At 70.7% G+C, this 24,183-nt stretch carries 27 protein-coding genes; 4 read left to right on the top strand and 23 right to left on the bottom strand.

From position 1 onward, the window contains the following. Nucleotide 1: 1 nt before the first annotated feature. From EV684_RS10995 to EV684_RS10900, 20 genes are all read right to left on the bottom strand, one after another. A complete protein-coding gene (locus EV684_RS10995; RefSeq protein ID WP_132647130.1) occupies nt 2-784 on the bottom strand; it encodes a pyridoxine 5'-phosphate synthase in 783 nt (260 codons plus the stop codon). Further along, nucleotides 781-1,536: a DNA repair protein RecO gene (gene recO, locus EV684_RS10990; protein WP_132647128.1), complete on the bottom strand. Its 756-nt coding sequence runs from the start codon at nt 1,534-1,536 to the stop codon at nt 781-783. The genes EV684_RS10995 and recO overlap by 4 nt, the downstream gene beginning before the upstream one ends. A 24-nt stretch (nt 1,537-1,560) precedes the next feature. Next, nucleotides 1,561-2,550 (bottom strand): GTPase Era, encoded by a 990-nt coding sequence (gene era / locus EV684_RS10985; protein ID WP_132647126.1) that lies wholly within the window; start codon nt 2,548-2,550, stop codon nt 1,561-1,563. Between the two features lie 16 nt (nt 2,551-2,566). Next, a complete protein-coding gene (rnc, locus tag EV684_RS10980) occupies nt 2,567-3,271 on the bottom strand; it encodes a ribonuclease III (protein ID WP_132647124.1) in 705 nt (234 codons plus the stop codon). Then, the gene (locus EV684_RS10975; RefSeq protein WP_132647122.1) at nt 3,271-3,648 is read right to left on the bottom strand and encodes a DUF4845 domain-containing protein; all 378 of its coding nucleotides are present in this window, start codon (nt 3,646-3,648) and stop codon (nt 3,271-3,273) included. Before EV684_RS10975 ends, rnc begins: the two co-directional genes overlap by 1 nt. A gap of 40 nt (nt 3,649-3,688) precedes the next feature. Next, nucleotides 3,689-4,657, bottom strand: coding sequence for a signal peptidase I (lepB, locus tag EV684_RS10970; RefSeq protein WP_132647120.1), 969 nt, complete (start codon nt 4,655-4,657; stop codon nt 3,689-3,691). Between the two features lie 8 nt (nt 4,658-4,665). Then, a complete protein-coding gene (gene lepA / locus EV684_RS10965) occupies nt 4,666-6,474 on the bottom strand; it encodes a translation elongation factor 4 (protein WP_132647118.1) in 1,809 nt (602 codons plus the stop codon). Between the two features lie 468 nt (nt 6,475-6,942). Next, a complete protein-coding gene (locus EV684_RS10960; protein ID WP_132647116.1) occupies nt 6,943-8,439 on the bottom strand; it encodes a DegQ family serine endoprotease in 1,497 nt (498 codons plus the stop codon). A 47-nt stretch (nt 8,440-8,486) separates the two neighbouring features. Next, complete coding sequence (locus EV684_RS10955) at nt 8,487-9,479, bottom strand: MucB/RseB C-terminal domain-containing protein (RefSeq protein ID WP_132647114.1); 993 nt, start codon at nt 9,477-9,479, stop codon at nt 8,487-8,489. A gap of 8 nt (nt 9,480-9,487) precedes the next feature. Next, nucleotides 9,488-10,135 carry a sigma-E factor negative regulatory protein gene (locus EV684_RS10950; RefSeq protein WP_132647112.1) on the bottom strand — a complete coding sequence of 216 codons (648 nt, stop codon included), beginning with the start codon at nt 10,133-10,135 and terminating at the stop codon, nt 9,488-9,490. A gap of 39 nt (nt 10,136-10,174) precedes the next feature. Beyond that, nucleotides 10,175-10,783: an RNA polymerase sigma factor RpoE gene (gene rpoE / locus EV684_RS10945; protein WP_132647110.1), complete on the bottom strand. Its 609-nt coding sequence runs from the start codon at nt 10,781-10,783 to the stop codon at nt 10,175-10,177. Then, on the bottom strand, nt 10,780-11,220 hold the full coding sequence (locus EV684_RS10940) for a hypothetical protein (RefSeq protein ID WP_132647108.1): 441 nt from the start codon (nt 11,218-11,220) through the stop codon (nt 10,780-10,782). The genes rpoE and EV684_RS10940 overlap by 4 nt, the downstream gene beginning before the upstream one ends. A gap of 7 nt (nt 11,221-11,227) precedes the next feature. Next, a complete protein-coding gene (gene fabF, locus EV684_RS10935; RefSeq protein WP_132647106.1) occupies nt 11,228-12,472 on the bottom strand; it encodes a beta-ketoacyl-ACP synthase II in 1,245 nt (414 codons plus the stop codon). A 7-nt stretch (nt 12,473-12,479) separates the two neighbouring features. Next, nucleotides 12,480-12,719, bottom strand: a complete 240-nt coding sequence (gene acpP / locus EV684_RS10930; protein ID WP_009856507.1) for an acyl carrier protein — start codon at nt 12,717-12,719, stop codon at nt 12,480-12,482. A gap of 87 nt (nt 12,720-12,806) precedes the next feature. Then, nucleotides 12,807-13,538 (bottom strand): 3-oxoacyl-ACP reductase FabG, encoded by a 732-nt coding sequence (gene fabG, locus EV684_RS10925; RefSeq protein WP_132647104.1) that lies wholly within the window; start codon nt 13,536-13,538, stop codon nt 12,807-12,809. A gap of 135 nt (nt 13,539-13,673) precedes the next feature. Then, a complete protein-coding gene (fabD, locus tag EV684_RS10920; protein WP_132647102.1) occupies nt 13,674-14,612 on the bottom strand; it encodes an ACP S-malonyltransferase in 939 nt (312 codons plus the stop codon). A gap of 36 nt (nt 14,613-14,648) precedes the next feature. Beyond that, nucleotides 14,649-15,632: a beta-ketoacyl-ACP synthase III gene (locus EV684_RS10915; protein ID WP_132647100.1), complete on the bottom strand. Its 984-nt coding sequence runs from the start codon at nt 15,630-15,632 to the stop codon at nt 14,649-14,651. Between the two features lie 4 nt (nt 15,633-15,636). Next, nucleotides 15,637-16,689: a phosphate acyltransferase PlsX gene (gene plsX / locus EV684_RS10910; RefSeq protein WP_132647395.1), complete on the bottom strand. Its 1,053-nt coding sequence runs from the start codon at nt 16,687-16,689 to the stop codon at nt 15,637-15,639. 110 nt (nt 16,690-16,799) lie between these two features. Continuing rightward, nucleotides 16,800-16,982, bottom strand: a complete 183-nt coding sequence (gene rpmF, locus EV684_RS10905) for a 50S ribosomal protein L32 (RefSeq protein WP_009856512.1) — start codon at nt 16,980-16,982, stop codon at nt 16,800-16,802. Nucleotides 16,983-17,142: 160 nt separating this feature from the next. Continuing rightward, complete coding sequence (locus tag EV684_RS10900; RefSeq protein ID WP_132647393.1) at nt 17,143-17,703, bottom strand: YceD family protein; 561 nt, start codon at nt 17,701-17,703, stop codon at nt 17,143-17,145. Nucleotides 17,704-17,809: 106 nt separating this feature from the next. Here EV684_RS10900 and EV684_RS10895 point away from each other — a divergent pair, with 106 nt between their 5' ends. Genes EV684_RS10895 through EV684_RS10885 form a run of 3 tightly spaced genes read left to right on the top strand, consistent with a single transcriptional unit; the run spans nt 17,810 to nt 19,661 of the window. Continuing rightward, nucleotides 17,810-18,409 carry a Maf family nucleotide pyrophosphatase gene (locus EV684_RS10895; RefSeq protein ID WP_132647098.1) on the top strand — a complete coding sequence of 200 codons (600 nt, stop codon included), beginning with the start codon at nt 17,810-17,812 and terminating at the stop codon, nt 18,407-18,409. Next, entirely contained in the window at nt 18,406-19,164 is a 759-nt protein-coding gene (locus EV684_RS10890; protein ID WP_132647096.1) for an SAM-dependent methyltransferase, read from the top strand. Before EV684_RS10895 ends, EV684_RS10890 begins: the two co-directional genes overlap by 4 nt. 41 nt (nt 19,165-19,205) lie before the next feature. Further along, complete coding sequence (locus EV684_RS10885; protein ID WP_132647094.1) at nt 19,206-19,661, top strand: adenylyltransferase/cytidyltransferase family protein; 456 nt, start codon at nt 19,206-19,208, stop codon at nt 19,659-19,661. Here the strand turns inward: EV684_RS10885 and EV684_RS10880 are convergent. Genes EV684_RS10880 through EV684_RS10870 form a run of 3 tightly spaced genes read right to left on the bottom strand, consistent with a single transcriptional unit; the run spans nt 19,658 to nt 23,191 of the window. Beyond that, nucleotides 19,658-20,587, bottom strand: coding sequence for a carbohydrate kinase family protein (locus EV684_RS10880; RefSeq protein ID WP_132647092.1), 930 nt, complete (start codon nt 20,585-20,587; stop codon nt 19,658-19,660). The genes EV684_RS10885 and EV684_RS10880 overlap by 4 nt on opposite strands. A gap of 28 nt (nt 20,588-20,615) precedes the next feature. Next, nucleotides 20,616-22,055, bottom strand: a complete 1,440-nt coding sequence (locus tag EV684_RS10875; protein WP_242478555.1) for a DEAD/DEAH box helicase — start codon at nt 22,053-22,055, stop codon at nt 20,616-20,618. Then, nucleotides 22,052-23,191, bottom strand: coding sequence for an MraY family glycosyltransferase (locus EV684_RS10870; protein ID WP_132647090.1), 1,140 nt, complete (start codon nt 23,189-23,191; stop codon nt 22,052-22,054). Before EV684_RS10870 ends, EV684_RS10875 begins: the two co-directional genes overlap by 4 nt. Before the next feature lie 159 nt (nt 23,192-23,350). Here EV684_RS10870 and EV684_RS10865 point away from each other — a divergent pair, with 159 nt between their 5' ends. Further along, on the top strand, nt 23,351-24,178 hold the full coding sequence (locus EV684_RS10865) for an ABC transporter permease (protein WP_132647088.1): 828 nt from the start codon (nt 23,351-23,353) through the stop codon (nt 24,176-24,178). Nucleotides 24,179-24,183: the final 5 nt, after the last annotated feature.

Genomic DNA, 24,183 nt, shown 5'->3' with positions numbered 1-24,183 from the left:
GCTAGCCCTGCGAGGCCGACCGGATCGAACGCTGGTAGGCGCGCACCGTCTCGGGCAGGCCCAGCTCCAGCGCGTCGGCGATCAGCGCATGGCCGATCGACACCTCCTGCACGCCGGGCACGGCGCGCAGGAAGTCGGGCAGGTTGTCGCAGTTCAGGTCGTGGCCGGCGTTGAGTTGCAGCCCGGCGGCGAGTGCGGCGCGGCCGGCGGCGGCGAAACGCTCGAGCATCTCGTCCTGCCGGGGCGTGCCCCAGGCGGCGGCATAGGGCTCGGTGTAGAGCTCGACGCGGTCGGCGCCGATCTCGCGCGCGATGGCCATCGCCTCGGGGATCGGGTCCATGAACAGGCTCACCCGCACGCCAAAGGAATGCGCCTCGGCGATCACCGGGCGCAGGCGCTCGATGTCGGCCGGCAGGTTCCAGCCGTGGTCGGAGGTGAACTGCACCTCGCTGTCGGGCACGAAGGTCACCTGCTGCGGGCGCAGCTCGCGCACGTAGGCCATCAGGTTGTGGAAGGGGTTGCCCTCGATGTTGTATTCGGCCTGCGGCCACTCGCGCAGCAGCGCGGCCAGCTCGTGCACGTCGTGGCCGCGGATGTGGCGTTCGTCGGGGCGCGGGTGCACGGTGATGCCGTCGGCGCCGGCCTGCAGGCACAGCGTGGCGGCGCGCACCACGCTCGGGATGCCGAGGTGGCGGGTGTTGCGCAGCAGCGCGACCTTGTTGACGTTGACCGAAAGCTTGGTCAGGCCGCCGGCGGCGGCCTCGGGAGCGACGAGAGGGTTCATCGGGAAGCGGTGTCGACGAGCTTTTGCACGTCCTGGAAGACCTGGCGCGAGCGCAGCCGGGAATGGCCGAGATGATAGTGAAGCACCCCGCGCAGCGCGGCGCGCAGCGGGGTGCTCACCGGGGCGCAGGCGGCGCGCAGGGCGTCTGCGTGCTGCGCGATCAGGGCCGCCTCGAGCCGCACCCAGTCGGCGCCGGGCAGGCCGTCGGCGTCGGCGACGAGGCCGGCCTCGGGATGCAGGGTGTAGCGGCGGGCGGCCGCCAGCGGCGCGAGCGTCAGCGTCTCGCTGCCCAGTTCGGGCAGCAGGCCGGTCTCGCGCAGCAGCACGAGCTCGAAGGCGCGCAGCGCCGCCGCCTCGTCGGCGGCGAGCGCGCCCAGCGTCCCCGCGTAGGCATCGAACAGCTGCGGGAACGCGTCCTGGCGCGCCAGCAGCTTCATCAGCAGCTCGTTGCAGTAGAAGGCCGAGAACATCGCCGCCGCCGGCACCGGCGGCACGCCGCCGCCCCACTCCGCCGTGCGCAGCGTGTGGATCTCGGCGGCTTCGTCGGCCGGCGTGCGGCCCAGCTGCACGGCGATGCGCTGGAACGGCAGCAGGACCGGGCGCAGCTGCGAGGTCGGGCGCTTGGCACCCTTGGCGGCGACGACGACACGGCCGCGCTCGCGCGTGAACAGCTCGACGATCAGACTGGTCTCGCTCCAGTCCCAGCTGTGCAGCACGTAGGCGGCCAGCGGCGCGGCGGCCGCGCGGCTCATCGGCGCGCCTCCTGGGTCACCGGATCACTCGTAGCCGTAGCTGCGCAGGTGCGCCTCGTCGTCGGCCCAGCCCGAACGCACCTTGACCCAGAGCTCGAGGAAGACCTTGGCGTCGAGCAGGCGCTCGAGCTCCTGGCGCGACTCGGTGCCGATGCGCTTCAAGCGCTCGCCGCCCTCGCCGATCACCATGCCCTTGTGCGCGTCGCGCTCGACGACGATGGTCGCGGCGATGCGGCGCAGGTTGCCTTCTTCCTCGAACTTGTCGATGACCACCGTCGACGAGTACGGCAGCTCGTCGCCGGTCAGGCGGAACAGCTTCTCGCGCACGATCTCGCTGGCCAGGAAACGGTCGCTGCGGTCGGTCAGCGCGTCTTCCTCGTAGAACCAGGGCTGCTCGGGCAGATGCGGCTCGACGATCGCGAACAGGCGCTCGACGTCGGCGGCCGTGGTGGCCGACATCGGCACGTACTCGGCGAAGGCGTGGCGCTCCTGCATGCTCTTGAGCCAGGGCAGGATGTCGGTGCGGCGGCGCACGGCGTCGAGCTTGTTGGCGACCAGGATCACCGGCTTGTCCGGCGGCAGCAGGGCCAGCACCTTGGCGTCATCGAGGCCGAAACGCCCGGCCTCGACCATGAACAGCACCGCGTCGACGTCGGCCACCGAGGCGGTGACGGTGCGGTTGAGCGTCTTGTTCATCGCGCCGCTGTGGCGCTTGAGGTGCGTGGTCTGGAAGCCCGGCGTGTCGACGAAGACGAACTGCGTCGCGCCCACCGTGCGGATGCCGGTGATGCGGTGGCGCGTGGTCTGCGCCTTGCGCGAGGTGATGCTGATCTTCTGGCCGACGAGCGCGTTGAGCAGCGTCGACTTGCCGACGTTGGGCCGGCCGACGATGGCGATCAGGCCGCAGCGCTGGCCCTCGACGGCAGCCGGTGCGGGCGGGATCGGGGGCAGTTCGTAAGCCTGGGACGACGAGTCGTCCGGCGCTTCGTCGCCCGGGGAGGGTGTGGTGTTCATCGCGTGGGCGGGCGCTTCAGGAGCGCAGGGGGCCGCCGGGTTTGTCGTCGGCTTTCAAGCCTTCGAGCAGGCGGCGCGCGGCCTCCTGCTCGGCGGTGCGGCGGGAGCGGCCTTCGCCGCGTTCGGCGAGGCCCAGCGTGGCGACGGCGCACTCGACCTCGAAGGTCTGGGCGTGTTTCTCGCCGCGCGTGGCGACGATGCGGTAGGCCGGCACCGGCAGGCGTCGCGCCTGCAGCCATTCCTGCAGCTCGGTCTTGGCGTCCTTGCTCCAGGCATCGGCTTCGGTAGCGGCGATGACCTCGCCGAAGAGGCGGCGCACGGCGGCCAGCGCCGGCTCGTAGCCGCCGTCGAGGAAGATCGCGCCGATCAGCGCTTCGACGGCGTCGGCGAGGATCGACGGCCGCTGGGCGCCGCCGCCGCGCATCTCGCCTTCGGACATGCGCAGCACCTCGGGCAGGCCGAGCGTCAGCGCGACGCGGTGCAGGCTGTCCTCGCGCACGAGGTGGGCGCGCACACGCGTCAGGTCGCCTTCGTCGCTGCCCGAGAAACGCTCGTAGAGCAGCGCCGAGACGGTGCAGTTGAGCACCGAGTCGCCGAGGAACTCCAGGCGCTCGTTGTGGTCCGCGCCCCAGCTGCGGTGCGTCAGCGCACGCGTCAGCAGCCCGGTGCGCTCGAAGCGGTGACCCAGGCGCTGCTGCAGGGCGTCGTGCCGGCTGTCCATCACGGCGCCTTCGCGCGCCCCTCGTACTTCAGGAGCAGGTAGACCGGGCCGAGCAGCGGCACTTCCTTGTCGTAGGCGAAGGCGATGACGACCTTGTCGTTCTCCTTCGTGATCTCGAGATCCTTGCTGTCGATCGAGGTGATCGAGTACTCGACCTCCTTCTGGCGGTCGAAGGCGGTGCGCGCGTCGGCCACCGTCGCCGGCTGGCTGGCCGCGACCTTCTCGACGGCACGCTTGATCGTCAGGTACTCGTTGACCGTCGGCACCGCACGCACCAGCACGTAGCCGGTGAAGCCGACGATCAAGGCCCAGAACATCAGCCCGAACAGGGTGATGCCGCGTTGGTTGGCGCGCGGCCCGCGCGAAACCGGAGTCATGTTCGCCTCTCGTTGTACTTTGCCCGCAACACCCGCCCGCTCAGTGGAAGGCGCCGATGCGCCCCAGGTCGCCCAGGTTCATCCAGACGAAGAATGCCTTGCCGACGATGTTCTGGTCCGGAACGAAGCCCCAGAAGCGCGAGTCCTGCGAGTCGTCGCGGTTGTCGCCCATCATGAAGTAGTGCCCGGGCGGCACTTTGCACGTCACGCCCTCGGCGCTGTACTGGCAATTCTCGTGCATCGGGAAGGTCTTGGGCTCCGGGCCATAGAAGGCCGGGCGGTTCGGGTCGACGAGGATGCGGTGCTCCACGGCGCCCAGCTTCTCCGAGAACATCGGCGAATAACGCAGCCGGTCCTCGTTGTAGAAGTCGCCCAGCGGCGCCACCGGCACCGGCTGGCCGTTGACGAAGAGCTTCTGGTCGACGTAGCGGATCTCGTCGCCGGGCACGCCGACGACACGCTTGATGTAGTCCACGCGCGGGTCCACGGGGTAGCGGAAGACGACGACGTCGCCGCGCTCCGGGTCGTGGTTGGCGATGATCTTCTTGTTGATCACCGGCAGCCGGATGCCGTAGTGGTACTTGTTGACGAGGATGAGGTCGCCGACGAGCAGCGTCGGGATCATCGAACCCGACGGGATCTTGAACGGCTCGAACATGAACGAGCGCAGCAGGAAGATGACGACGATCACCGGGAACAGCCCGGCGGTCCAGTCCAGCCACCAGGGCTGCTCGAGGATCTTCTCCTTGGCCGCACCGACGTCGCCGTCGACCTTGGCGATGCCCTGGCGCGCCAGATCCTCGCGGCGCGCCGCGTCCTGGCGCTCCAGCTCCGCGGCCGCGGCTTCGCGTGCCGGGCGGAAGTGGAAACGCTCGGCCAGCCAGTAGCAGAGGGTGACGGCGCTGAGGAGGAACAGCAGCAGCGAGAAGTTGCCCGTCCACTGCCCGAGGAACCAGCCGCCGAGATAGACGACCAGGGCGCCGTACAGGACGGCGGTCAGAGTGCTCATCAAGGTGTTTAGTCGTCCACTTGGAGGATCGCGAGGAAGGCTTCCTGAGGCACCTCGACCGAGCCGATCTGCTTCATGCGCTTCTTGCCCGCCTTCTGCTTTTCGAGCAGCTTCCGCTTGCGCGTGATGTCGCCGCCGTAGCATTTTGCCAGCACGTTCTTGCGCAGCGCCTTGATGTTCTCGCGCGCGATGATGTTCGCGCCGATCGCGGCCTGGATCGCGACGTCGTACATCTGGCGCGGGATCTGCTCGCGCATCTTGGCGGCCACCGCGCGGCCGCGGAACTGGCTCTGGGCGCGGTGCACGATCATCGCCAGCGGGTCGACGCGGTCGCCGTTGATCAGGATGTCGACCTTGACGACGTCGGCGGCGCGGTACTCCTTGAACTCGTAGTCCATCGAGGCGTAGCCGCGGCTCACCGACTTCAGCTTGTCGAAGAAGTCCAGCACGATCTCGGCCAGCGGCAGCTCGTAGGTCAGCATGACCTGCTTGCCGTGGTAGGCCATGTTCAGCTGGATGCCGCGCTTCTGGTTGGCCAGCGTCATCACCGGGCCGACCGCGTCCTGCGGCATGTACAGGTGCACCGTGACGATGGGCTCGCGGATCTCGCGGATGCGGCCCATGTCGGGCATCTTGCTGGGGTTCTCGACCTGCAGCACGGTGCCGTCGTTGAGCTCGACCTCGTAGACCACGCTGGGCGCGGTGGTCACCAGATCCTGGTCGAACTCGCGCTCCAGGCGCTCCTGCACGATCTCCATGTGCAGCAGGCCGAGGAAGCCGCAGCGGAAGCCGAAGCCCAGCGCCTGGCTGACCTCGGGCTCGTAACGCAGCGAGCTGTCGTTGAGCTTCAACTTCTCCAGCGCGTCGCGCAGCTGGTCGTATTCGCTGGCCTCGGTCGGGTAAAGCCCTGCGAAGACCTGCGGCTGGATCTCCTTGAAGCCGGGCAGCGCCTCGCTCGCCGGGCCGGCGTTGTTCGGCAGCTTCTTCTCGAGCGTGATCGTGTCGCCGACCTTGGCCGCCTGCAGTTCCTTGATGCCGGCGATCAGGAAGCCCACCTCGCCGGCGTTGAGCTGCTCGCGCGGCATCGACTTGGGCGTGAAGACACCGATCTGCTCCAGCGGATAGACGGTGTTGGTCGCCATCATGCGGATGCGGTCGCCCTTCTTCAGCACGCCGTCGACGACACGCACCAGCATCACGACGCCGACGTAGTTGTCGAACCAGCTGTCGATGATCATCGCGCGCGGCGCGGCGTCGGGCTTGCCGCGCGGCGCCGGCATGCGGTGCACGACGGCCTCGAGGATGTCGTCGATGCCCAGGCCGGTCTTGGCCGAACAGGGAATGGCGTCGGCGGCGTCGATGCCGATGACGTCCTCGATCTCGGACTTCGCGTTCTCCGGGTCGGCCTGCGGCAGGTCCATCTTGTTGAGGACCGGGATGACCTCGACACCCAGGTCGAGCGCGGTGTAGCAGTTGGCCACCGTCTGCGCCTCGACGCCCTGGCTGGCGTCGACGACCAGCAGCGCACCTTCGCAGGCCGACAGCGAGCGGCTCACTTCGTACGAGAAGTCGACGTGCCCCGGGGTGTCGATCAGGTTCAGGTTGTAGACCTGGCCGTCGCGTGCCTTGTATTCGAGCGCCGCGGTCTGGGCCTTGATCGTGATGCCGCGCTCGCGCTCGATGTCCATCGAGTCGAGCACCTGCGCCTCCATCTCCCGGTCGGAGAGCCCGCCGCAGCGCTGGATGATGCGGTCGGCCAGCGTGCTCTTGCCGTGGTCGATGTGGGCGATGATCGAGAAGTTGCGGATGTGGTTCATGCGGCTCACCAGCCGGCGGTCGCGGCGCGGTCTTGTCACCAGGGCCGGACCCGGCATCGCAGGGGCGCAAACCGCCCTCGCGTCATGCCGTGCCGGAAACAAAAAAAAGGCACGTCCAAGAGGTGACGCGCCTTCCAACAGAACGTATGGCAACTGCTTGTTGGGCGTCCATTGTAGCCAAAAGGCCCCGCCGGCAAGCCCTCCGCCGACCGTTTCCCGGGGCTTCGGGCCCGGTCATCGGCTCGACATGTCCACACGTTGTCCACAAGGCGCGACACCTCCCGCGGGGCACGTCAGCAGGAACCGCCGCAGCATGCGGCCGGCGCATCGACGCGGCGCGGAAAGCGGGGGGATTCTAGACGCAGGCGAACCCCGGGCACCCGCGACGCCAAGAAGAAGTGAGGGTTCGCTCACGTCGATGACGTCTTTCAGCTGCGCCCCTCACCCGCGGGGAGGGCCCGGCGCCGCTCAACGCGTGGGCCGGATGACGAGGTAGTTCACCGCGTCGCCGCGGCGCACCAGCACGCTGACGACACGCGACTTCTCGGCCTTGGCCGCCAGCGCCTGGAACTGGCGCGCGTCGGCGACGTCGGTGTTGTCCAGCGCCAGGATCACGTCGCCGGCACGGAGGCCGGCACGTGCGGCCGCCCCGTCGGCAGCGTCCACGCGCACGCCGCCGCGAACGCCGAGCTGGCGTTTTTGCGCCTCGCTCAGGTCGGCCACGGTCAGCCCGAGCGCCGTCTTGGCCGCCGGTGCCTTGCCGTCGGGCGTCACAGGCCGCGCGGCCCGTTCGTCCTCGAACTCGGCCACCGTGACCTTCAGATCGCGTGTCGCGCCGCGGCGGAACACCGTCAGCGTGCTTTCGGTACCCGGCTTGATCGCGCCGACGATGCGCGGCAGCTCGCCGGAACGGTCGATCGCCTTGCCGTCCACGCGCGTGATGATGTCGCCCGCCTCGACGCCCGCCTTCTCCGCCGGGCCGCCCTTCTCGACGTTGCGCACCAGCGCGCCCGCCGGCTTGCCCAGCCCGATCGACTCGGCCACGTCCTTGGTCACCGGCGCGATCTGCACGCCGATGCGCCCACGCACGACGCGGCCGGTGGCGCGCAGCTGGTCGGCCACCCGGATCGCGTCGTCGATCGGGATCGCGAAGCTGATGCCCATGAAACCGCCCGAGCGGCTGTAGATCTGCGAGTTGATGCCGATGACCTCGCCGCGCAGGTTCAGCAGCGGGCCGCCGGAGTTGCCCGGGTTGATCGCGACGTCGGTCTGGATGAAGTTCAGGTAGTCGCCGGTGTCGCGCTGCTTGGCGCTGACGATGCCGGCGGTCACGGTGTTGTCCAGCCCGAAGGGCGAGCCGATCGCGACGACCCACTCGCCGACCTTCAGCCGGCCGGTGTCGCCGATCTTCACCGCCGGCAGTCCCGTGGCGTCGATCTTGACGACGGCCACGTCGGTGCGCGCGTCGGCGCCGACGAGGCGCGCCTTCAGCTCGCGCTGGTCGGTCAGCGTGACGATGACCTCCTCGGCGCCGTCGACAACGTGGGCGTTGGTCAGCACGTAGCCGTCGGCGCTGATGATGAAGCCGGAGCCGACGCCACGCGGCTGGGTCTGCGGGTTGCTGTCGTCCTCGTCCTCGCCGCCGCCACGCGGCGTCGAACGCGGCAGCGGGATGCCGAAGCGGCGCAGGAACTCCTCGATGCCGGGGTCCAGGTCCTGCGCGCCGCGCGAGCGCACGCGCTCGGTGGTGCGGATGTTGACGACGGCCGGGCCGACGCGCTCGACGAGTGCGCTGAAGTCCGGCAGCGCGGCCATCGGGGCGACCGTCGGGGCCGCCACCGGCACGGCGGCGGCCTGGGCGACGGCGGCACCCGGCCCGGCAAGGGCGGCGGCAAGCGCGAGCGCGCCCAGCACCGGCGCAGCGCGGCCGGCAGAGGAAACGGCGGGAATCGTTCGGTCGTTCATGCAGCGGATGCGACGGTTGCGAAGAAGACGGGGCGGCGAACGCCGCTTCAGCGCCGGCGTTGCAGCGCTTCGGCGAAGGCCTTGAGCGTGAGAGGCGGCACGTCGCCCATCACGGTGATCCAGTGCAGGCCGCGGCGCTGGCGCAGCGTGCCGGTGGCGCCGACCTGGCCGGCGAGGTCGGCGTAGTCGCGCCGGGCCTCCAGCGGCTCGACGAAGATCGAGACGTGCGTCAGGCCGTCGGTGAACACGGCCTGCAGCACCTCGTCCTTGGCCGCCGCCTCCAGCGGCCGCTTGACCGCACCGACGAGCCGAAAGCCCGTCACCGGGTGCTCCAGCTGCCAGCCCTCGGCCTCGAGCTCCGTCGGCGACTGCTGGGCGCGCACGACGCGGTAGCCCTCGAGCTTGCGCAGCGGCTGGGTCACCGACTCGGGCTGTGGCCGCACGCCGAGCTCGACGGCGGAGAACGCGGTCGACTCGAGCACGGTGCGGTTGGGGCCGACGATGTCGGCACGCAGCATCAGACCGGTGGCCTTGTCGGCCCACAGGCGCTGGGCGTAGCGCCAGCCGTCCCGGGGCTGAAGCAGCAGCACCTGGGCGTCGCGGCCGGCGACACGTTCGACCCCTTCGAGCCGGGCATCGTAGAAGTCGAGGGCACGCGGATCGACGCTGCGCCGCGACCCCGGCAGCCGCGACGCCGCGGGGCGGTTCTCGACGATCGCGACGCCGGCCTGCGGCCACACGGTGTGCACCGAGTCGTTGACGCGGTAGACGCGCTGCTGGCGCCCGTCGAGCGCCTCCACCCGTTCGTAGGACTGGTCACCGACGGCAAAGTGGGCGATTCGCGAACTGGACACCACGCCGTTGGCACTGACGACCAGGGTGCCCTGGTAGTTGCGTTCGTAGGCGGCGGTGTGGATGCGCGTCAGCCAGGTGCGCGCGTCGGGCGGCGCCGCGACGGCGGAGGACGAGACGAACGCGAGCGGGGCGAACAGGGAGGCGAGCGAGGCGATCGGCAGCCAGCTCCGGACGACGGAACGCATCGGCGGGCTCAGCGGGACGCCGCGGCTTCGGGGGCCATCACCTCGACGTTGCGCGGCCCGCCACCGGGCAGCGCCGCCGGGCCACCGGCCATCGCGTCGCGGTGCGCACGCAGGTAGGCGTCCAGACGGGCATCGCGGATCAGCCGTCCCTCGACGACCAGCGCACGCGGGGCCGCGGCGCCGGTCGTGGCCAGGCTGAGCCCGGGCTGGGCCGGCGGCGCATCGGCGAGCACCGCCCCCCCCGAGGGCGCCAGGCTGGACATGCGGGTGACGACGACGACCCCGGCCACGGCGACGAAGCCGGCGGCCACGGCGGCCGGCGCCAGCCAGGCGTGGCGTCGGCGGGGCGACACCCGAGCGGCCGACGGCGCCGGGCGCTCGAGCGGCTGGGGCGCGAGAACCACCGGCTCGTCAGCCAGACGCGCCCGGAAGCCGGCCAGAAAGGCCGAGTCGTGCGTCGCGGTGTTGGCCAGATCCTCGGAGCGCATCACGTCGCCGATCAGCTGGTAGGCGTGCCAGGTGCGCCGGGCCTCGGGGTCGTCACGCCAGCGCGAACAGCCCTCGTCCAGCGCCGAGGGGTCGCCATCGGCCAGGGCCGACAACAGGAAGGCAGTGGAATCCGCGGGAGACGTGGCGCTGGTGCGGTTCGGGTTCATCGGGTCAACGGTGGGTTCGTCGCGCAAGCGTGGGCCGGGTTACCAGCGTTCGCCTTCGCGCGTGTCGAGAAGCGGGCGCAGCCGTGTCGCGATGGCCTCTCGCGCGCGGAAGATGCGCGAACGCACGGTTCCGATCGGGCAGTTCATCACGTCGGCGATCTCTTCGTAGCTCAAACCTTCGATCTCGCGAAGCGTGATCGCCTGCCGGAGATCTTCCGACAAGGCCTCGATCGCCGCGTTCACGGCTGCCGCGATCTCACGGCTCGCCAACAGGGCGTCCGGGGTCGCGCCATCGCTTAGTTCGTTTTCGACACGAGAAGTTTCATCGCCATCGTCGGACGATGCCAGCGAGCCCTCCGTGACCAGGGGATCACGGCGCAACTCGACCAGTGCCTTCTTCGCGGTGTTGACGGCGATGCGATACAGCCAGGTGTAGAAGGCGCTGTCGCCGCGGAACTGCGGCAGCGCGCGATAGGCGCGGATGAAGGTCTCCTGCGCGATGTCCTGCACCAGACCGTCGTCGCGCACCATGCGCGCCACCAGGCGCTCGATGCGACGCTGGTACTTGACGACGAGCATCTCGAACGCCCGCACGTCGCCGCGCTTGGCGCGCTCGACCAGCAGGGCGTCGGCATCGGCGTCGGTCATGGCAAGGGCGCCGGCGCGGCCGGTGGCGATGGCGGGGTGGTGGCGGCGGGCGAATATAGCGCCGCCCTCAGCAGGTGGAGGCGGCCGCCGGCCTCGCGCGCGTCGAGCGCGAGCCAGCGCCGCGGCGCGTCCAGGCGCAGCAGCATCCAGCGGCCCAGGTCGATCACGATCTCGGCCCTGCAGCCGGCGCCGTCGGCGCTCCAGCTGCTGCCGTCCCAGCGCAGATCGACCGCCCGCGGCACGGCGAGGCGCCAGGCGAAGGCGCCCGCGGCCAGCGCCGCGGCCAGGGAGAAAAAGGCCGACGGGTACCCGTCGGCCAGCCAGCCGTGTGCCCAGGCCGCCAGCGCGGCGGCCGCGAGAGCCGCCAGCAGGGCCTGGCACGCGCGCCAGGGCGCGCCACCCGAGCAGGTCACGGCGACCGGCGGCGGATGGCGCACGCGCTCGTCACACGCGGCGGAAGACCAGCGTGCCGTTGGTGCCGCCGAAACCGAAGTTGTTCTTCACCGCGACGTCGATCTTCATCTCCCGCGCCTGGTTGGCGCAGTAGTCGAGGTCGCACTCCGGATCGGGGTTGACGAGGTTGATCGTCGGCGGCGAGACCTGGTGATGCAGCGCCAGCACGGTGAACAGCGACTCGATGCCGCCGGCGCCACCCAGCAGGTGGCCGGTCATCGACTTGGTCGAGTTCACGACCAGCTTCTTCGCGTGCTCACCGAAGGCCAGCTTGATCGCGTTGGTCTCGTTCAGGTCGCCCAGCGGCGTCGAGGTGCCGTGCGCGTTGAGGTACTGCACCTCGTCGGCGTTGATGCCGGCGTTGCGCAGCGCCGCCTTCATCGAGCGCTTGGGGCCGTCGACGTTGGGCGCGGTCATGTGGTACGCGTCGGCACCCATGCCGAAACCGGCGAGCTCGGCGTAGATCCTGGCGCCGCGCTTCTTCGCGTGTTCGTACTCCTCGAGCACGAGCACGCCAGCGCCCTCGCCCAGCACGAAGCCGTCGCGGTCCTTGTCCCAGGGGCGGGATGCGGCCTGCGGGTCATCGTTGCGGGTCGACAGCGCACGCGCGGAGGCAAAACCACCGATGCCCAGCGGCGAGACGGTCGACTCGGCACCGCCGGCGATCATCACGTCCGCATCGCCGTACTCGATCAGACGCCCGGCTTCGCCGATGCAGTGCAGACCGGTCGTGCAGGCGGTGACGATCGACAGGTTCGGGCCGGTGTAGCCGAAGCGGATCGAGACGTGCCCCGAGATCATGTTGATGATCGAGGACGGCACGAAGAACGGCGAGATGCGGCGCGGGCCGCGTTCACCGTACTCGGCCTGCGTCTGCTCGATCATCGGCAGGCCGCCGATACCCGAGCCGACGATCACGCCGATGCGTTCGGCCGCGGCTTCGTCCAGCTCGCTGCCCGGGGGCAGGCCGGCGTCCTGGACGGCCTGGACCGCCGCGGCCATGCCGAAGTGGATGAAGGTGTCCATGTGACGGGCTTCCTTCGCCGGGATGTAGTCCTCGACGTTGAAACCCTTCACCTCGCCGGCGATCCGGCAGGCGAAAGCCGAGGCATCGAACTTCGTGATCGGTCCGATGCCACTTCTGCCGGCGACGATGTTCGCCCAGCCTTCGGCCACCGAGTTGCCGACCGGGCTGACGAGCCCGAGGCCGGTGACGACGACTCTGCGCCTGGTCATGCGCAGGTCAGGCCTTCTGGTGCGCGACCGCGTAGTCGATCGCGAGCTGCACCGTGGTGATCTTCTCGGCTTCCTCGTCCGGGATCTCGATGCCGAACTCGTCTTCGAGCGCCATCACCAGCTCCACCGTGTCGAGCGAGTCGGCGCCGAGGTCGGCCACGAAGGCCTTCTCGTTGGTGACGTCGGACTCGGGCACGCCGAGCTGCTCGGCGATGATCTTCTTGACACGGGCTTCAATATCGCTCATGACTCCTCCAGGAGGGGGGTATCGGTAAACAGCCCACGATTCTACCGGTGGGGCAGGGGCCGGATTTTTGACGAAACGGCGGCCTCGTCAGGCCATGTACATGCCGCCATTGACGTGCAGCTCGGTGCCGGTGACGTAACCGGCCTTCTCGCTGCACAGGAAAGCGACCGCGTGCGCCACCTCGTCGGCGGCACCCAGGCGGCCCAGCGGGATCTGCGCCAGCAACGCCGCCTTCTGGGCCTCGGGCAGCGTATCGGTCATGTCGGTGGCGATGAAACCGGGCGCGACACAGTTGACGGTGATGTTGCGGCTGCCCAACTCCCGCGCCAGGGCACGCGTCATGCCGGCGACACCCGCCTTGGCGGCGGCGTAGTTGGCCTGGCCGGCGTTGCCCGAGGCGCCCACCACCGAGGTGATGTTGACGATGCGGCCCCAGCGCTGCTTCATCATCGGCCGCATCACGGCACGGCTGAGGCGGAAGACGGCCTTCAGGTTGGTGTCCAGCACCGCGTCCCAGTCCTCGTCCTTCATGCGCATCGCCAGCGTGTCGCGCGTGATGCCGGCGTTGTTGACGAGCACGTGCAGCGCGCCATGCTCCTTGACCAGCGCGTCGATCAGCGCGTCGGAGGCTGCGGCATCGGTGACGTTCAGCACCCGGCCCTGCACGCCGGGCAGCGCGGCTTCGATGGCGGCGGCACCGGCTTCGCTGGTGGCGGTGCCGATGACGCGCAAGCCGTCGGCCGCCAGCGCGGCGGCGATGGCGCGGCCGATGCCGCGCGAGGCGCCGGTGACGAGGGCGATGCGTTGGGTGTCAGTCATTGAATCCACCGTACTGGAAGTCGGCTTGGCTGGCGAGGGGAACGGGCGCTTCAAGCGGACGCCGCGGATCCGGCTTTGCCGGGCCGCTGGCGTCGCCCCCTCGAGGGGGAGCGGCGCAGCCGCTACGGGGGTGGGTCATCCCAGAAGATCCTTGGCAGCGGCCAGCGATTGCGGGTCGAGGAGGGTCGTCGACGCGATCTCGGCGTCGATGCGGCGCACCAGGCCCGACAGTACCTTGCCCGGGCCGCATTCGACCACGGCGGTGCAGCCGCGCGCACGCAGCGCCTGCACGACCTCGACCCAGCGCACCGGGCCGAAGGCCTGGCGGTACAGCGCGTCGCGGATGCGCTCGGGGTCGGTCTCGACGGCGACGTCGATGTTGTTGACGACGGCGATGGTCGGCGCCGCCACCGGCGTCGACGCCAGTTTTTCCTTCAGGCGCTCGGCGGCCGGCCGCATCAGCGCCGAATGGAAGGGCGCGGACACCGGCAGCGGCAGCGTGCGCTTGGCGCCTGCGGCCTTCAGCGCCTGGGCGGCCAGCTCGACGGCGGCCTTGGTGCCGGCGATGACGGTCTGCTTGGGGTCGTTGAAGTTGGCGGCGGCGACGCACTCGCCGGCGTCACGCGCGGCCTGCTCGCAGCAGCGGCGCACGACGTCGCCGTCCAGGCCGAGCACGGCGACCATCGCGCCGGCACCGACGGGCACCGCCTCCTGCATCGCCTGGGCACGGAAACGCACCAGCGGCACGGCGTCGGCCAGGGTCAGCGCACCGGCGGCCACCAGCGCGGCGTACTCGCCCAGCGAATGCCCGGCGACGGCCGACGGCACGGCGCCACCCTCGGCCAGCCAGGCGCGGTAGTTGGCGACGCCGGCGACCAGCATCACCATCTGCGTGTTGACCGTCAGGTCCAGCGCCTCCTTCGGGCCGGCGTGGATCAGCGCGCCGACGTCCAGACCGGCGGCGGCCGACGCCTCTTCGAGCGTCGCGCGCACGGCGGGGTGATCGCCCCAGGCGTCGAGCATGCCGACGGATTGCGATCCCTGTCCGGGAAAGACGAATGCGAACTCAGCCATGTTGTCTGTCTCCTGTCGTCGGGCGGGTGCTGCGGCTCAGAAGTCGAGCAGCACCGCGCCCCAGGTGAAACCGCCGCCGACGCCCTCGAGCAGCACGGTCTCGCCGCGCTGCACGCGGCCGCTTCGCACCGCGACGTCCAGCGCCAGCGGCACCGAGGCCGCCGACGTGTTGCCGTGCTCGTCGACGGTGACGACGAGACGCTCGGGCGCCAGCTTCAGCTTGCGCGCGGTGCCGTTCATGATGCGGATGTTGGCCTGGTGCGGGATCAGCCAGTCGACGTCGGCCTCGGTGCGGCCCGCCTTGGCGAGCACCGCGCGGGCAGCATTCTCCAGCACGCCGACGGCGAGTTTGAACACCGCCTGCCCGTCCATGCGCAACAGCGGATGACCGAGCACCTGGCCGCCGGAGACCGTGCCCGGCACGCACAGGATGCCGGCGTGGCGGCCGTCGGCGTGCAGCTCGGTGGCCAGGATGCCGGGCTCGTCGCTGGCTTCCAGCACCACGGCGCCGGCACCGTCGCCGAAGAGCACGCAGGTCGTGCGATCGTCGAAGTCGAGCAGGCGCGAGAACACCTCGGCGCCGACCACCAGCGCGCAGCGCGCGCTGCCGGCGCGGATCATCGCGTCGGCCACGCTGAGCGCGTAGACGAAGCCCGAGCACACCGCCTGCACGTCGAAGGCCGGGCAGCCGTGCACGCCGAGCTTGGCCTGCAGGATCGTCGCCGTCGACGGGAACACCATGTCCGGCGTCGAGGTCGCGACGATGATCAGGTCGACCTCGGCGGCCGAGCGGCCGGCGGCTTCGAGCGCGCGGCGCGAGGCTTCCAGCGCCAGGTCGCTCGAGTTGACGCCGTCGTCGACGAAGTGGCGGGCACGGATGCCGGTGCGCTCGACGATCCAGGCGTCGCTGGTCTCGAGGCCGCGCGCGGCCAGCAGCTGCACGAAGTCGTCGTTGCTGACGCGGCGCGGGGGCAGGTAGCCACCGGTGCCGGTGATGCGGGAGTACGGTACTGCGGTCACGCGTTCAGGCGGCCTGCGGGGCCGCGGTATCGCCGGAGGGCATGGCCTGCAGCGTCTCCGCGATGCGGTCATGCACGCGGTCGAGCAGGCGGTTGCGCGCGGCGTCGTAAGCCCGCGCCAGCGCCGTCTCGAACGCCAGCGCGTCCGAGGAACCGTGCGCCTTGAAAACGAGTCCGCGCAGGCCCAGCAAAGCGCCGCCGCTGTAGCGGCGGTGGTCCACGCGGGCCTTGAAGCGGTTGAGCACCGGCATCGCGACGATCGCGGCCAGTTTCGTCCACGCGCTGCGCGTGAACTCCTCCTTGATCATCTGCGAGAGCATGCCCGCCAGACCTTCGGAGGTCTTGAGCGCGACGTTGCCGACGAAGCCGTCGCAGACGACGAGGTCGGTGGTGCCCTTGAAGATGTCGTTGCCTTCCACGTTGCCGTGGAAGTTGATGTGGCCGCCGGCATGCGCCAGGCGCAGCAGTTCGCCGGCGCGCTTGATCGTCTCGCTGCCCTTGATCGCCTCTTCGCCGATGTTGAGCAGGCCGACCGTGGGCTCCTCGACGCCGTCCAGCGCCGAGACCAGCGCGCTGCCCATCACCGCGAACTGCAGCAGGTGTTCGGCCGAGCAGTCGACGTTGGCGCCGAGGTCCAGCACCTTGGTGAAGCGGCCGCGGGCGTTGGGCAGCAGCGCGGCGATCGCCGGGCGGTCGATGCCGTCGAAGGTCTTCAGCAGATAGCGCGACACCGCCATCAGCGCACCGGTGTTGCCGGCGCTGACGCAGGCGTGCGCAGCCGTCGCCGCATCGGCGAGCTTGATCTGGCCGATGGCCACGCGCATCGACGAGTCGCGCTTCCTGCGCAGCGCAACCTCGACCGGGTCGTCCATCGTGACGACCTCGGACGCGACGACACAGCGCGTACGCGGCAGACCGGACGCGGCAGCGAGCGCTTCGGCGGTGCCGACGAGCACGAGCTCGGCTGCCGGATGCCGTTCCAGGAACGCGCGGCAGGCCGGCAGGGTGACCGAAGGACCGTGGTCACCCCCCATGCAGTCCACGGCGATGCGGACCAGCGGGAGCGGCTCCAGGGCGGGATGCACAGACACGAGGGATCAGCCCGGCACACGCGCCGAATCCGGCGCGGACACGTGGAACTGCGGGCGCCGAGGCACCCGGCCGGACGTCAGGCGTCGGCCTTGGTCTTCAGGACCTTGCGGCCACGGTAGAAGCCGGTCGGGCTGATGTGGTGACGCAGGTGCACCTCGCCGGTCGTCGGCTCGACGGCCGTACCGGGAGCGGCGATCGCGTTGTGCGAGCGATGCATGCCGCGCTTGGACGGCGACTTCTTGTTCTGCTGGACGGCCATGTAACTCTCCTGGGGTCGGCGCCGGAACTGCGGTCCTCGCGAGCCGAGCAACATGCTCGATCCGGCCGGCGGCAAAGCTGATGCTGCGCCGACCGCTCAACCGCAGCCGTCGCAAAGCCCGCCAGTATAGCACGCACCTTTCGCCGCAATGCATCACGGATCAACCGGGCGTCTGGCGCTTGAGCGCCGCGAGCGCGGCGAAGGGGTTGGGCGCCGCCTCTTCGGGCGCGTCGCCGCCCGTGTCGCCGGCCGGCAGCGGCAGCGGCTCGGGGCACGACTCGTGACGCGGCACCAGCGGCAGCGCGAGGATCAGCTCGTCTTCCACCAGCTCGTGCAGGTCGAAGGCACGCGAGGCGACGAGCACGTCGTCCTCCAGCTCCTCGTCCAGGCGCTCGGCCTCGCGCTCGTCTTCGGCAAAACGGAACCAGCGCTCGACGAGCAGGGTCTCGGCCACCGGCTGCAGGCAGCGCTGGCACTGCAGCGCGACCGTCGTCGAGGCCGTCAGCTGCAGCCAGGTCTGCGGCGCGCCGCCCGTCACCGGGCGCTGCTCGCCCTGCACCGACCATTCGACCCCGGGCGGCGCGTCGGCCGCGCCGGGCATCAGCGAAGCGCCCAGGCGCTCGAACCCGGCCTGCGGCCAGGCGCCGGAAAGCGCTGCACCGGCGGCAGCAAACGCACGCACGTCCAGGCGTCGGGGGTCTTGGGTCTTCTCGCGGGCCATGTTCAAGGGGATGCCGGATCGTGTGTCATGTGACAGCCACATGTCGATCCGGGGGCGCCGAGTGTAGCCGCCGGGCGCACCAGCCACGGATGGGACAATCCGGGACATGGACACTCCGCCGCTGATCCTCGGCTCGACCTCGCGCTACCGGCGCGAGCTGCTCGAGCGCCTGCGCCTGCCGTTCTCCGTCGTCGCACCCCAGGTCGACGAGACGCCCAACCCGGGCGAAACCCCGGCAGCGCTCGCGCTGCGGCTCGCGCTGGCGAAGGCGCAGGCGGTGGCAGCGGCGCATCCGCAGGCGATCGTCATCGGCTCGGACCAGGTGGCCGACCTCGGCGGCGAGCCGATCGGCAAACCCGGCACGCACGAACGCGCCCTCGGTCAGCTGCGCCGCATGAGCGGCAACGAGGTCGTGTTCCAGACCGCGGTGGCCGTCGCTCGCGCCGACACCGGTTTCGCGCGCGTGCTGCTGGCGCCGGTGCGCGTGCGCTTTCGCGCGCTGGGCGACGACGAGATCGAGCGCTACCTGAACGCCGAACGCCCCTACGACTGCGCCGGCAGCGCCAAGAGCGAAGGCCTGGGCATCGCGCTGCTCGACGCCATCGAGTCCGACGACCCGACCGCGCTCGTCGGCCTGCCGCTGATCCGCACCTGTGCGCTGCTGCGCGAGGCCGGGCTGGACCCGCTCGCCGCCCGACCGGCATGACGACCGGCACGCTGCTGCTGGTGCCCAACACGCTGGACCTGGGCACCGAGACCGTCGACCTGCAGGAGGTGCTGCCGCTGGGCGTGCTGCGCCGCGCCGCCGCGCTGACGCACTGGGCCGCCGAGGACGCACGCAGCGCGCGTGCGCTGCTCAAGCGCATCGGCGCCGTGGTGCCGCTGGCGCGTGCGCTGCAGGAGATCGCCATCGTCGAGCTGCCGCGCCCGCGCAAGGGCAGCCGCGAAGCGGTGCCCGCTGCCGAGTGGCAGGCGCTGCTGGCGCCTGCGCTGGCGGGCCACGACCTGGGCCTGGTGTCCGAGGCCGGGTTGCCGGCCGTCGCCGACCCGGGCTCGGCGCTGGTGGCCGCCGCGCACCGCGCCGGGGTGCCGGTGCGGCCGCTCGCCGGCCCGAGCTCGCTGATGCTGGCGCTGGCCGCCAGCGGCCTCGAGGGCCAGCACTTCGCCTTCGTCGGCTACCTGCCACAGGAAGCCGGCGCGCGCAGCACCCGCATCCGCGAACTCGAAGCCGTCTCGCGCCGCCTCGGCCAGACGCAGATCCTGATCGAGACGCCGTACCGCAACGCGGCGATGCTGGCGGCGCTGACCGCAACGCTGGCGCCGACGACCCGCCTGGCCGTGTCCTGCGGGCTGACGCTGGGCGCCGGCTGGTCGCGCAGCGGCCCGGTCGCCGACTGGCGCGCCAAGCCACATGAGATGCCCGAGCGGCTGCCGGCAGTGTTCTCGTTCCTCGCCGGCTAGATTTCAACCGTCCCTGCCCGCCTCACCCCGCGGCTCCACCCATGTCCACCGTCATCACCTACGGCACCTTCGACCTCTTCCACATCGGCCACCTGAAGCTGCTGCAGCGCCTGCGTGCGCTCGGCGACCGGCTGGTCGTGGGCGTGTCCACCGACGAGTTCAACGCGCTCAAGGGCAAGAAGACCGTGGTCTCCTACGAGCATCGCGTCGAGATCGTGCGCTCGGTGCGCTACGTCGACGCCGCCTTCCCCGAGCAGAGCTGGGAGCAGAAGCGCCACGACATCGTGCGCGAAGGCGCGACGATCTTCGCGATGGGCGACGACTGGGTCGGCAAGTTCGACGACCTCGCCGACCTCTGCGAGGTCGTCTACCTGCCGCGCACGCAGGACGTGTCGACGACCGAGATCCGCCAGCTCGTGGCCGCGCTGCACGCCGACAAGCTCGCCGAGCTGAAGGCGGCGGCCAACCACCTGCAGCAGGTCATCGCCAAGCTCTAGGCCGGCGGCAGCTCGGCGCGGCGCGGCAGGTCCGCCCCGCGGCGCGCGCAGGTGCAGGCCGCAGCCTGCAGCGCGAAGCCCAGGGCGGCGGCCAGGTCCTCGCGCCCGAGCCTCAGGCCGCCGGGCGCGAGCCGGCCGCGTTCGGCCAGCCAGGACAGCAGAGCCGCCTGCACCGTGTCGCCGGCGCCCACGGTGTCGACCAGCTCGACCGCCGGCGCGCCACGGTGCGACTCGGCAACCGCGGTCCAGGCGCTGGCGCCGCGCGCGGCGCGCGTGACGACGGCGAGTTCGACACCCGCGGCCAGCCAGCCGCGCGCGATGTCCGCCGGGTCGACACCGGGATACAGCCAGGCCAGGTCCTCGTCGCTGGCCTTCAACAGCCGGCAGCGTGGCGCCATCCATTGCAGCGCCTCGCGCCAGCGCGCAACGTCGGGCTCGACGCCGGCGCGCACGTTGGGGTCGTAGGCCACGACGAGCCGCCGGTGCTCGCGTTCGACCAGCGCACGCAGCACCGAGGCGACCGGCGCGACCACCAGCGCGTACGAGCCGAGCTGAAGCGCCCGGACGTCCGCCGGCAAGGCCGCGGCGGCCGACGGCGGCAGCAGCCGGTCGGCGGCGCCGGCCCCGAGAAAGCGGTAGCAGGGCCGTGCGTCGGCCCCGACGTCGACCATCACCAGCGTCGTCGGCGCATCGAGTTCGGGCGCCAGGCGCGTGTCGACCCCCTCGCCGGCGAGCGCGGCCCGAAGGCGGCGGCCGGCGGCGTCAGCCGACAGCCCGCCGAGGTAGGCGACCGGCTGGCCCAGCCGTGCCAGGCCAATCGCGACGTTGAAGGGGGAGCCGCCGCAGCGTGCGTCCAGCTGCAGGCCAGACGCCGTCTCGCCGGCGGCGAAGACGTCCATCAGCGCCTCGCCGCAGACGACGATCACGGCGTCGGCGCGCCGCGGCGGGCGCGCTTCAGCGGCCGCCGCCGAGCAGCGCGGCGACCTTGCGCTTGGGACGGATGCCGGGCGCCAGCCCACGCGAAGGCGTTTGAGCGGCGCTGGCCGAAGGCGCCGGCGCAGGCGCGGCGGCGGCCGACGGCGAAGGCTCGTACGGCCGGTCGAAGATCGGGTCCGACGGCGGCGACGGCGCGCGGCGCGGCGCGGCCTCGGCGCGCGGCGCCTCCTCGCGCTCCTCGTCGAAGCGGCGGCGCGGCCGGCGCGCACGGTCGTCCTCGATCTCGAAGGGCTCGATCTCGATCTTCTTCTTGATCAGGTGCTCGATGTCGCCGATGAGCCGCGTGTCGTTGCGCGTGACCAGCGTGACCGCCAGGCCCGAGGCGCCGGCGCGGCCGGTGCGGCCGATGCGGTGCACGTAGTCCTCAGCGTTGAAGGGCACGTCGAAGTTGAAGACCGCCGGCAGGTCGGCGATGTCCAGGCCGCGCGCGGCGACGTCGGTGGCCACGAGCAGGTCGACCTCGCCGGCCTTGAACGCGGCCAGCGCCTTCAGGCGTTCGTCCTGGCTCTTGTCGCCGTGCAGCGCCTGGGTCTTCAGGCCGTCGCGCTCGAACGAACGTGCCAGGCGCGCGGCGCCCAGCTTGCTGTTGACGAAGATGATGGCCTGCGACAGCTCGCGCTGGCGCAGCAGCTGGCGCACGGTGGCGCGTTTGTCGTCGTCGCTGACGCCGTAGAAGCGCTGCTCGACGTTGGTCGCGGTGGCGTTGGGCCGCGCGACCTCGACCGTCACCGGGTCCTGCAGGTAGCTGCCGGCCAGGCGCTTGATCTCGGGCGAGAAGGTGGCCGAGAACAGCAGCGTCTGCCGCGTCTTGGGCAGGTAGGACAGGATGCGCTGCAGGTCGGGCAGGAAGCCGATGTCGAGCATGCGGTCGGCTTCGTCGAGCACGACGTACTCGACCTGGTTGAGCACCGCGTTCTTGGCTTCGATGTGGTCGAGCAGCCGGCCCGGCGTGGCGATCAGCACCTCGACGCCGGCCTTCAGCTCGAGCGTCTGCGGCTTCATGTCGATGCCGCCGAAGACCACCGCCGAGCGCAGCTTGGTGTGCTTGGCGTAGGTCTTGACGTTGTTGGCCACCTGGTCGGCGAGCTCGCGGGTGGGCGCCAGGACCAGTGCACGCACCGGGTGGCGCGCCGGGGACATGCTGGTGGTCTCGTGCCGCAGCATCTTCTGCAGCAGCGGGATCGTGAAGGCGGCGGTCTTGCCGGTGCCGGTCTGGGCCGCGCCCATCACGTCACGGCCGGCCAGGACGATGGGGATCGCCTTGGCCTGGATCGGGGTCATCGCACGATAGCCGGCATCGGCCACCGCGCGCAGGAGCTTGGGGTCGAGAGGGAGGGTGTCGAACAGCGGTGCGGCTGCCAGCGCCTCGGGCGCCGCGGGAGTTTCGGATTCGGTCATGTACGCCGATTATCTCCCGTCGCCTCCCAGCGCGGCCGTGTCGGGGGAAAGCGCATCCAGCGCGGCGACTTGAAGCGCACGATGCGCCAGTACAGCGCGACGTACAGGACGCCGAAGCCGCCCAGGAAGACCGACAGTGCGACGCTGTTGTCCCAGACCAACACGGCCGGGATGATCGGAACGCTGCACAGCATCCATAAATAAGGGGAGGTCATCGAATTGCGCCGCGTCAGCGCCTTGGCGCTGCGGTTGCCGACCGCCCAGCGCATCAGCCGGCGATAGATCAGCGAGTGCAGGTGGATGCCGTCGGGCAGGCTCGGCGGCTTGGCGCGCAGGAAACGCCGGCGGTAGATCGAGAACAGCGTCTCGAACACCGGGTAGATGCACACCAGCAGCGGGAACAGCGGCGAGACCTCCTCGGGGTTGCGCTTGAGCAGCAGCAGCGACAGCTCGGCGAGCACGAAGCCGATGAAGTAGGCACCGCCATCGCCGAGGAAGATCAGCCCGGCGGGAAAGTTCCAGAGGAAGAAACCAGCCACGGCGCCGATGGCCGCCAGCGCCAGCGAGCCGACCAGCGTGTCGCCGGCCTGGAAGGCGACGTAGGCCACGGCGCCCAGCATCAGCATCACGCACATCGAGGCCAGGCCGTTGAAGCCGTCGATGATGTTGATCGCGTTGGCGATGCCGGCCACGGTGAGCACCGTCAGCGCCAGAGATCCGAGCGTGAAGCCCACGACCCAGTCCAGCCCCGGGATGTCGGTCTGCACCAGCCCGGTATCCAGCCAGTAGAACGCCGCCACCGCCGACGCCGCCGTGGCGAGCAGGCGGCCGCGCGGCGTGACGGCTTCGGTGAAGTCCTGGATGAAGCCCGAAAGAAAGGCCGGCGCGGCGCACCCCAGCAGGATGAGCAGGGTCCAGAACGCATCCGGCTCGCCGACCAGGCGCCACCACAGCACCATCGCGGCCATCGCAAGCACGATGCCCAGGCCGCCGATGCGCGGCACCGGCACCACGTGCACCTTCTGCGGCTTGGAGAAGTCGTGGTCGCCGCTGTGCGCCCCGTGCAGATGCGCCGAGTGCACCAGCAGCAGCGTCACGGCCGCCGAGATGGCAAACGGCAGGAGCAGATCGATCATTTCAGGAGTCTACAAGCAGCATTTGGACCGGGGACGAAACGGCGCGGGACCTTCACGTCCGAGGACTAGAATCGCGCGCCGCAACGACGGCATGGCGGCAGCGAGGCTGCCTGACGGCGCCGCCCTGCCCTCCTGACGAGTTCTCCTGCACACCCAACGATGAGCGCCCCCCGACTGCCGCAGCGCATGGCCACCGCCGGAAGGCCGCGCAACGCCTGGGAGGTGCAGCGCGCCGTGGTCTTCGCTCTGCTGCAGCGGGAGATGAAGGCGCGGGTCGGAGGCCAGTGGATCGGCGCGGTCTGGACGCTGTTCGAGCCGCTGTCGCACGTGCTGGTGCTGGTGGCGATGTTCACGCTGTTCGTGAACCGCCAGGCCCCGGTGGCCGGAGTCGAATACGCGGTGTTTCTGGTCACGGGGATGCTGCCGTACTTCCTGTTTCAGAACCTCGCCAACCGCCTGATGGACGGCATCGAAGCCAACCGCGGGCTGTTCGCGTACCGGCAGGTCAAGCCGCTGGACACGCTGGTGGCGCGCGCCGTCGTCGAGGCGCTGATGAACATGGTGGTCTACGCGTTCACGCTCGGCCTGCTGGGGTGGCTCGGGTTCCACGTGCTGCCCACGGGGCCGCTGGAACTGATCAGCGTGCAATGCGTGATGTTCTGTCTCGGCGTCGCGTACGGGTTGCTGTGTGCGGTGCTCACCAACCGCAGGCCGCGGGTGAAGACGTTCGTCAAGCTGCTGATGATGCCGCTGTATCTGCTCAGCGGCGTCGTCTTCCCTGTGGATTTCGCGCCGCCCGACGTGCTGCACTGGCTGCTGCTGAACCCGCTGCTGCATCTGGTGGAACTGTCGCGGCACGCCTTCATCACCGCCTATGTGCCGCTGGCCCAGGTGAACTGGCACTACCCGACGATGTTCACGCTGGCCATGGCCGCCGCGGCGCTGCTGCTCTATCGCGTCGAGCGCAACCGGCTGATGACGAGTTGACGCCG

Origin of the sequence: Rubrivivax gelatinosus (assembly GCF_004340905.1) — a bacterium.
In the GTDB taxonomy this organism is placed as follows: domain Bacteria; phylum Pseudomonadota; class Gammaproteobacteria; order Burkholderiales; family Burkholderiaceae_C; genus Rubrivivax; species Rubrivivax gelatinosus.
The sequence above is the reverse complement of the archived record's forward strand: the minus strand, read 5'-3'. Positions and strand labels throughout refer to the sequence as shown.